This is a genomic window from Methanocalculus sp. (genome assembly GCF_030651615.1).
Lineage (GTDB): Archaea > Halobacteriota > Methanomicrobia > Methanomicrobiales > Methanocorpusculaceae > Methanocalculus.
This window is the reverse complement of record NZ_JAUSCG010000009.1, coordinates 1-7,303: the sequence shown is the minus strand read 5'-3', so window position 1 is coordinate 7,303 and position 7,303 is coordinate 1. Positions and strand designations below refer to the sequence as shown.

Below are 7,303 nucleotides of genomic sequence, written 5' to 3'. Positions count from 1 at the left end.
ATATTCCGGTATGTACTCCTTCATTCCTTCACCTCCCTGATATAGATGATCTCACCTTCTTTGAATTTTTTCAGCTTCTCAACATCAATGACCCTTCCAATGATATTTGTACCTTCAAAGGGCTCTCCGGTAGGACCAAATTCAGCATTTTCTGAAATGCGGACTCCGATAAGCCCTGCACCACGGCGGGAGGCATTCGTCATCCCAAGTGCCTGAGCCGGAACTGTGCCGGTTGGTGTATTCTCCGGGATAATATTGATCCGTTCAGGAATCTCAGGTTCAAAGAGCCAGACATCGTCAAAGGTGAAGAAGAAAGGGAGCATACCGACCGAATAGAGTTTCAGCCCTGTGAACCTTCTGAAGATATCGACGGTTCGTGAAGCGTTCCGTTCATCAAGTGAGATGTCGATGACATCCTCGTTCTTCATCGTAGTAAGACGGACCTGCTTTTCAGAGAGTACTTCAAGAGTCGTCTCCGGATCCTGATGGATGACAACCCTGTCTTCACTTACTTCTTCAGTATCGGCATGAACCTCTATTCCCCGCTCCATAGCAGCTGCAATCGCATCCTTAAGGTGCATGCCCCGGAGGTCAATACCAACAGGTTCTGTGATAACGGCACATGCGGTGCCCTGTTGAATCAGCCGAACGAGCTCGATACCATGGGTCACCTGCCCGACGACTGTATGGTAGGGGCTTGTTGCTACATCCTCACGATAGAGGTAGATTGCACCCGATTGCTTGCCTTTCGTTCTGATGGTGACTGCCCCTTCACGCCTCGGGCGTTTCTGTTCCTGGGGGACATCAAGGGGACCAAGGTGTGCATCCATGCAATGGGTCGAGGTCGTGCGCTCTGCATAGAAGATACCGCTCTTCAGACTGAAGAGGAGGTGCTCTGCGGATCTGGCAATGCCGGTATCAATTGAAGAATCGGAATACCCGTCGACATGAATGTTGATATGGGTGATGATCTCCATGCCGTCCTCAAGTGGAAGGGAGAGATCAGTTGTTGTGACTGTATGGGTGGAATCTGCCCAACTTATCATCCTCTCGATCTTTGTGATCTGATCTCCGATCACAAGCCTGTCGATCACACCGCGCCCTGCGATCACTCGCCCGATGATACCGCCCCCGGTCTCAGATCCGTGATCAGCCTGATGTTCCTGACGTGATATGATCAGGTAGGAGCGTTTTTTGTCATATCCGCCGCACCCGATGAGTACATCTCCCCGTGCATATCGTGAAGGGGCCCTGGCAGGCTGAAAATCAGCGGGAAAAGGGCCAAAAGCGGCTGCATACCGGTCTGACCAGTGAATGGACGTATTGAACGTGGGATCTCCCGGATCAGGGAGTGTCACTCTGACATCAGGAATCTCAATAACGAACTCACCAGATGTTGTGATGATACGATACTGGCGGGTCGCCTCTTCTGAGACGACTCCTGGACGAATTATCGCAATAGAAAGGGTAGGATTATGATTTGGGAGGATGTCTTTCAGACAGGAGCCGTCATCTGCCTGGACTATAGTACCATCCAGAGTGACGCTGATCATATTATTCTCCCTTTATTGCCCTGCTCATAATATCCCGTTCTTCTGCGGTGAGAAGATCCATGATCTCCTGTGTCGGTCCGATCGAAACGATCTTACCGCCACGCATCAGCGCACATCGATCACAGATCTCTGTTACAAACTCCATGTCATGCGAGACAATGACAAATGTCTCATCCATCTCTTCACGGGAATGGAGGATGGAGTGTTTGACATCAATTTTGGTGATAGGGTCCATCGTCCCGGTCGGCTCATCAAGTATGATGATCCTTGGTTCACGAATCATCACCTGTGCAAGGGCGACACGATGCCGCTCACCTTCAGAGAGGGTATTTGGGAACCGGTTGAGGATTCCACGACCCTTCTCTTCGGTGAAGCCTGCCATCTTAAGGGTGATCATCGCTTTCCTGATAGCAAGCTCCTTTGGAAATTCAAGGCCTATTGAGTCTGTAAGATTATCGAGGACGGTTCTGTGGGGGAAGAGATCGTACTCCTGATGGAGAAGGCCGATGTACATCTTGGCACGCCCGCGAAACTGGAATCCGGGTTTTGTCATGTCAACCCAGTCATCCCCGATCTGAATCTCTAGTTTTCCGCTTGTTGGCTCAAGTATTCCAGAAATAATACGGGATAGTGTTGTTTTACCTGCACCACTCGTTCCGATAATTCCAAAGATCTCCTTCTCAGCGATCTCAAAGTCCACACCATCGACTGCACGGATAACGCCTCTATCAACAGAGATGTACCGCTTCTTGAGATTCTCACAACGAATCAGTGTCTTGCCAAGCTTTGGTATGGCAAAGACCTCTTCATCATGATGATCTTTCATGAAGGTGGCAATAACATCCCGGGGAGCTCCGATCGCAGTGATCTCACCATCAGCGATGAGGATTGCACGGTCCGATACATCTTCAATCGCCTGTGCGAAGTGGGAGGTGATGATCATTCCCATTGAAGAGGAGCTTGCCGCACTTTTTAACATCTCGTGAACGACCCGTGCCATCTTCGGATCAAGGGTTGCTGTTGGTTCATCTGCAAAGAGAAGGAATGGCTCCTTTGCCAGCTGGCGCGCAAGAACGACCCGCTGCTTCTCTCCTCCCGAGAGATCACGGGCAATATGCATCATCCGGTGAGAAAGGCGGACTTCATCAAGGAGATCTGCGGCGCGTGAAACCGCCTTTCCTGAAGGATACCCGGTATCTTCAAGTGCCCGGAGGACATTTTCGATGACACGATCATTGCCGTAGAGAGCAAAGGTCCGCTGGAACATGATGGCGGTTCTCTGCATAAGATGACGTCTGACGCTATCGTCCTCGCCCCATAAATCTACATCTTTTAACTTCAGTGTTCCGCCGGAGCAGCGCTTGCAAGGGGAATTGGCGGCACTTCCGAGTTCGATTCGACCGCACGTATCACAGATTGAGATATGATAAATAATCCTGCCTGAAGTCGGGGGCTGATCAATCCCACGAATAAGATGGATGAGTACGGTCTTTCCGGCACCACTCCTTCCGATGATTCCGACCGTCTCTCCCTCTTCTATTTCGAGATTAATATTTTTAAGTACCCTCGTGCCATTAAAGTCCATGCAGAGGTTTTCGACAGAGATGAATGGTTTCATAAAGCAGCCTCTTGAAGTAGTATGTAGAAGAAGTGGCATATTAGTCTTTATATGGGGACATTCTTCTCCTGATCCGAGCGTATAATCCCTTCAATGATGGATATTACCTCATATACTTCTTTTATTGTGTAGTCTGCTGCAGTTTTGAGCGCCTCGATTCGCTCCCCCGGCTGTTGCTCAGAGAGTATGGCGATATCGGCTTCCCTCATCGCCCGAAGATCATTGATCCCATCTCCTACCATCAGAACCGTTGTATATACCTGCTTGAGCTCCTTGACTATCTCCGCCTTCATCGTCGGTGTTGCAACACCATAGATCCTATCATGCGGGATTCCGAGGAAATCTCCCATCCTTTCGAGTTTGGATCCCCGATCTCCGGAAGCAATAAAAGTGGCAACCCCCATCTGGTGAAGCCGGGTGATCGTCTCTTTTGCACCCGGAAAGGGGCTGCCCCCTGCAGTGATAGTATACTCGATCGAGCGGGTTCTGAGGTTTAGGATCACGCCTGAATTAATTGCCATAATCGGTTTAATCTGACTACACCGAATCCAGACATCGCGGATTGTATCCTGAAGGTCTCCGACGCATGCTCCATTCTCATGATAGAGAATGCCTGCCACCTCTTCCTGTGTGATCACCCGCCTGCCACATGAGATCCCAAAATCAATCCTATGTTCGATGAGGAACTCTGAGAGGAGCTGGCAGGGATCTGCCTTCATAACCTCCTGGGAATGTACGTTGATGAGGACGAGGATACGATCGGCGTCATGAAATGTCAGTGTCGTTGTCTCGATATCTTTCCGGATGGTTTCTTCTCTGATATCCTTTACCACCCGATAGGTCCTGAGAAGTGTACCGGCGCTGTCAAAGACTACTGCGATCGTCATGATGTACTTCTTAATATCTCTCTTATCAAGTAACTGTCATATATGTCACTACCAATCACAGCAGATGCGATCCGGTCGATGAAGATCCGGGGTGCAGGGCGTATTGCAAGGGCTGCTGCTGCTGCTCTTCGTGATCATGCAATGGCTCTGAGGTCACAGGACTATGATAATTTTCTGATTGAGATGAATCGCGCTGCGGATCTTCTCAATGCAACAAGACCAACTGCAGTCTCGCTTCCTAATGCTATTCATGCTGTGATGCGGGATCTGAAAAGTGTGACAGGGGTCGAGGACGCGCGCAGTATTGTCATCACAAATGCCGAGGCGTTCATCGAATCATCTGAGATGGCAGTCCGGCGGATTGCTGTGATGGGGGCAAACCAGATCGGGGATGGTGACTGCATCCTCACCCATTGCAATTCTGAAGCAGCACTTGCCTGTATCATTGAAGCGAAGCGGCAGGGAAAAGAAATCGAGGTCTTTGCCACCGAGGTGAGGCCGTGGAACCAGGGTCGTCTCACGATCGATGTGCTCAACAGCCATGAGATCCCGACACATTATATCGTTGATTCGGCTGTACGTGCGTTCATCAACGATATGGATCTTGCGATAGCAGGAGCTGATGCGGTCTATGCAAATGGGGATGTGATCAATAAGATCGGCACCTCCCAGATTGCACTCTCTGCACATGAGGCACGGACGAAGATGATCATCGCGGCTGAGACGTACAAGTTTGCCCCAAGGACAATGATGGGTGAAGAGATCAGAATCGAGGAACGGCCGGGATCCGAGGTGCTGCCTGATGAGATCGCAGACAAGCTCCCGTATGTCAGGGTGCGTAATCCGGTCTTTGATCTGACACCGGCAGAATATATCGATCTCATCGTAACCGAGGTCGGTGTGATACCTCCGCAAGCAGCACCTTCTATCATCCGTGACCATCTTGGATGGAATATCTCGATGTTTGAAGAGATTTTCCGGATCGGCAGGGCTGATTAGGAATGAGCTTTATCAATAAAACCAGGGTAATACATTTTTCTCTTTGACGTGCAAGATGAATGAGGAGTTTTTTCATGGGTATTGAATTTGTAAAATTACAGGGAAATGGAAATGATTTCATCCTTATCAACGAGATGGAGAATGAAGTCATTCCCGAAGAGATGAAGCCGAAGTTTGCGATGCTCTTCTGCGATCGCAGGTTTGGAATTGGAGGGGATGGTGTCCTCTTCATCTCAAAGTCAGAACAGGCGGATGTCCGGATGCGACTCTTCCAGCCGGATGAGTCCGAGGCAGAGATGTGTGGAAACGGCATCCGCTGTCTGGTGCGATATGCATTTGACAGAGAGTACGTAAAGGAAGAATGCACTGTTGAGACGCTTGCCGGTATCATGCCGGTGAAGTCAGGTTATCATGCCGGTGAATTCTTTGCAGTGATCACGATGCCCACACCTGCATTTGCACGGGGTGCGATCCCGGCGACCGGTGATGCTGACTCTGAGTACTCAGAAGAGATTGGGACATACCAGGTGTATGCAGTCAATACCGGTGTTCCTCATGCAGTGGTCTTTGTAGATGAGATCGGAGCAATCGATCCCCTTACACTCGGGCCGGTTATCAGAAACCACCCGACATTTCCAAAAGGTGCAAATGTCAACTTCGTTGAGAAGGTTTCGGAGAATACTCTTCGGATCAGGACATTTGAACGGGGTGTTGAGGGTGAGACCTGGTCATGCGGAACAGGAGCAACAGCATCAGCAGCGGTTGCACACAAACTTGGCTATACGGGAAAAGATATTCTTGTAGAGACGAAAGGCGGCCCCCTCCGGATTGTGATCGGGGATGAAGTGACGATGACGGGCCCTGCAGAGTCGGTCTTCATCGGTCTTCTTCAGCTCTGAAGAAGAGTGGTCTCTCCTTAGAAGACCAAAATCACCTATTTCTCGTTTCAGCACCCCCGGATGCCATCTCCGGTGATGACAAAATCAAACGATTCTCCTTCAGGGCGTGACCGGTGTTTCATAACAACTGCACGGCGCGCTCCGTTTCTGCGTTCAATCTTAATGATTGCCTTTGAGATATGTGAGAGGGTTGTTCCTCCGAGGCCGAAGAATCCGTCTGTTGCCGGGTCCATATAGACCTGATTTGTGATCAGAACAGGTACATTGTTCTTTCGTGCAATTGAGAGGATATCGATCATCTGGCGGCCAAGCATCCTCTGTACATCCCCGCGCCTCTCAAGTTCGGACCGGTAGAGTGCGGTTGCCGAATCCATCACAATGAGCCCGATCGTCTTTTTGGCAAAGAGTTTCTGTGACTCCTGGATCATCAGACCCTGCTCGGCGAAATCTACAGGTTCATACAGGTAGAGCCGTCCGGCGAGATCGGGTGCCGCCTCTTCTCCTCCTGATATCTGAATAAAACGGTCCGGGGAGAACCCCTCGGTATCGAAGAAGATGACGCCTGTTCCTTCTTTCAGTGCTGAGACTGCAGCCATTATCGCAAGGGTGCTCTTGCCGCTCCCCGGTTCACCATAGATCTGCGTGATCATCTGCCGTTCAAGACCTCCGCCAAGAATTCGGTCAAGGTCAGAACTTCCTGTGCTTACGCGTCCGAGATCCACCCTTGTAACTCCCTACGAGCTGCATCTTCTGCTAGCCGTTTCACCTCACGTATGGGGATGCCATGCCGCTCTGCGGCAGCGAGGACTGCATCAGATTCAGCCTTAACAGAGATTATCTCCCCCTGCCATGACCCTATCTTAACTCCGATCTCATCACCCTCAGGTATCCTGACGGTGATAATCCTCCGGTCTGCAATGAACCGGTGAACAGATGGAATGCACCGGACCCCCAGGGTTCCAAGCTCCTTTGCCAGGATGAATGCAAGTCTTTTTGAGTCCTCCCGGCGGCAGATGACCCGGATGAGGTGGCCGGGCCTGCCTTTCTTCATGATGATCGGAATGGCCGAGGCATCGCGGGCACCTTCACGGTGAAGGCGGGCGATCACTGCTGCTATCACCTCACCATCAACATCATCCACATTCGTCTCGAGGATATCGATGAATCCATTTTCACCCTCCGCTTCCATCACCATCACACGGAGGACATTTGGCCGGTCCTCCGGATTGCGGGTGCCTGCACCATATCCGATTGATCTGATCCGGCCGTCCGACCCGCCTTTTGGAAATGATGAAGAGAACTCTGCGAGGAGTGCTGCTCCTGTCGGCGTGACCAGCTCTCCGGTCT

The 7,303-nt window shown here is 50.7% G+C and carries 7 protein-coding genes; 2 read left to right on the top strand and 5 right to left on the bottom strand.

Annotated elements, in window-relative coordinates; all coding sequences use genetic code 11:
• Positions 1-20: 20 nt before the first annotated feature.
• Genes Q7V06_RS00365 through Q7V06_RS00355 form a run of 3 tightly spaced genes read right to left on the bottom strand, consistent with a single transcriptional unit; the run spans position 21 to position 4,058 of the window.
• Positions 21-1,553, bottom strand: coding sequence for a methanogenesis marker 3 protein (locus tag Q7V06_RS00365; RefSeq protein ID WP_304836415.1), 1,533 nt, complete (start codon positions 1,551-1,553; stop codon positions 21-23).
• A gap of 1 nt (position 1,554) precedes the next feature.
• Positions 1,555-3,171: a methyl coenzyme M reductase system, component A2 gene (gene atwA / locus Q7V06_RS00360; RefSeq protein WP_304836412.1), complete on the bottom strand. Its 1,617-nt coding sequence runs from the start codon at positions 3,169-3,171 to the stop codon at positions 1,555-1,557.
• Between the two features lie 47 nt (positions 3,172-3,218).
• Entirely contained in the window at positions 3,219-4,058 is an 840-nt protein-coding gene (locus Q7V06_RS00355) for an HAD family hydrolase (protein WP_304836410.1), read from the bottom strand.
• A 42-nt stretch (positions 4,059-4,100) separates the two neighbouring features.
• Between Q7V06_RS00355 and Q7V06_RS00350 the strand changes: the two genes are divergently transcribed.
• Both Q7V06_RS00350 and dapF read left to right on the top strand, forming a co-directional pair.
• The gene (locus Q7V06_RS00350) at positions 4,101-5,057 is read left to right on the top strand and encodes a ribose 1,5-bisphosphate isomerase (protein ID WP_304836407.1); all 957 of its coding nucleotides are present in this window, start codon (positions 4,101-4,103) and stop codon (positions 5,055-5,057) included.
• A 74-nt stretch (positions 5,058-5,131) separates the two neighbouring features.
• Positions 5,132-5,956, top strand: a complete 825-nt coding sequence (gene dapF, locus Q7V06_RS00345) for a diaminopimelate epimerase (RefSeq protein ID WP_304836404.1) — start codon at positions 5,132-5,134, stop codon at positions 5,954-5,956.
• 47 nt (positions 5,957-6,003) lie between these two features.
• Here dapF and radB read toward each other — a convergent pair whose 3' ends face one another.
• Both radB and Q7V06_RS00335 read right to left on the bottom strand, forming a co-directional pair.
• Positions 6,004-6,678 carry a DNA repair and recombination protein RadB gene (radB, locus tag Q7V06_RS00340; protein ID WP_304836401.1) on the bottom strand — a complete coding sequence of 225 codons (675 nt, stop codon included), beginning with the start codon at positions 6,676-6,678 and terminating at the stop codon, positions 6,004-6,006.
• Positions 6,660-7,303 (bottom strand): LarC family nickel insertion protein (locus Q7V06_RS00335; RefSeq protein ID WP_304836398.1); only part of this gene is annotated, 644 nt, incomplete at its 5' end. The genes radB and Q7V06_RS00335, both read right to left, overlap by 19 nt.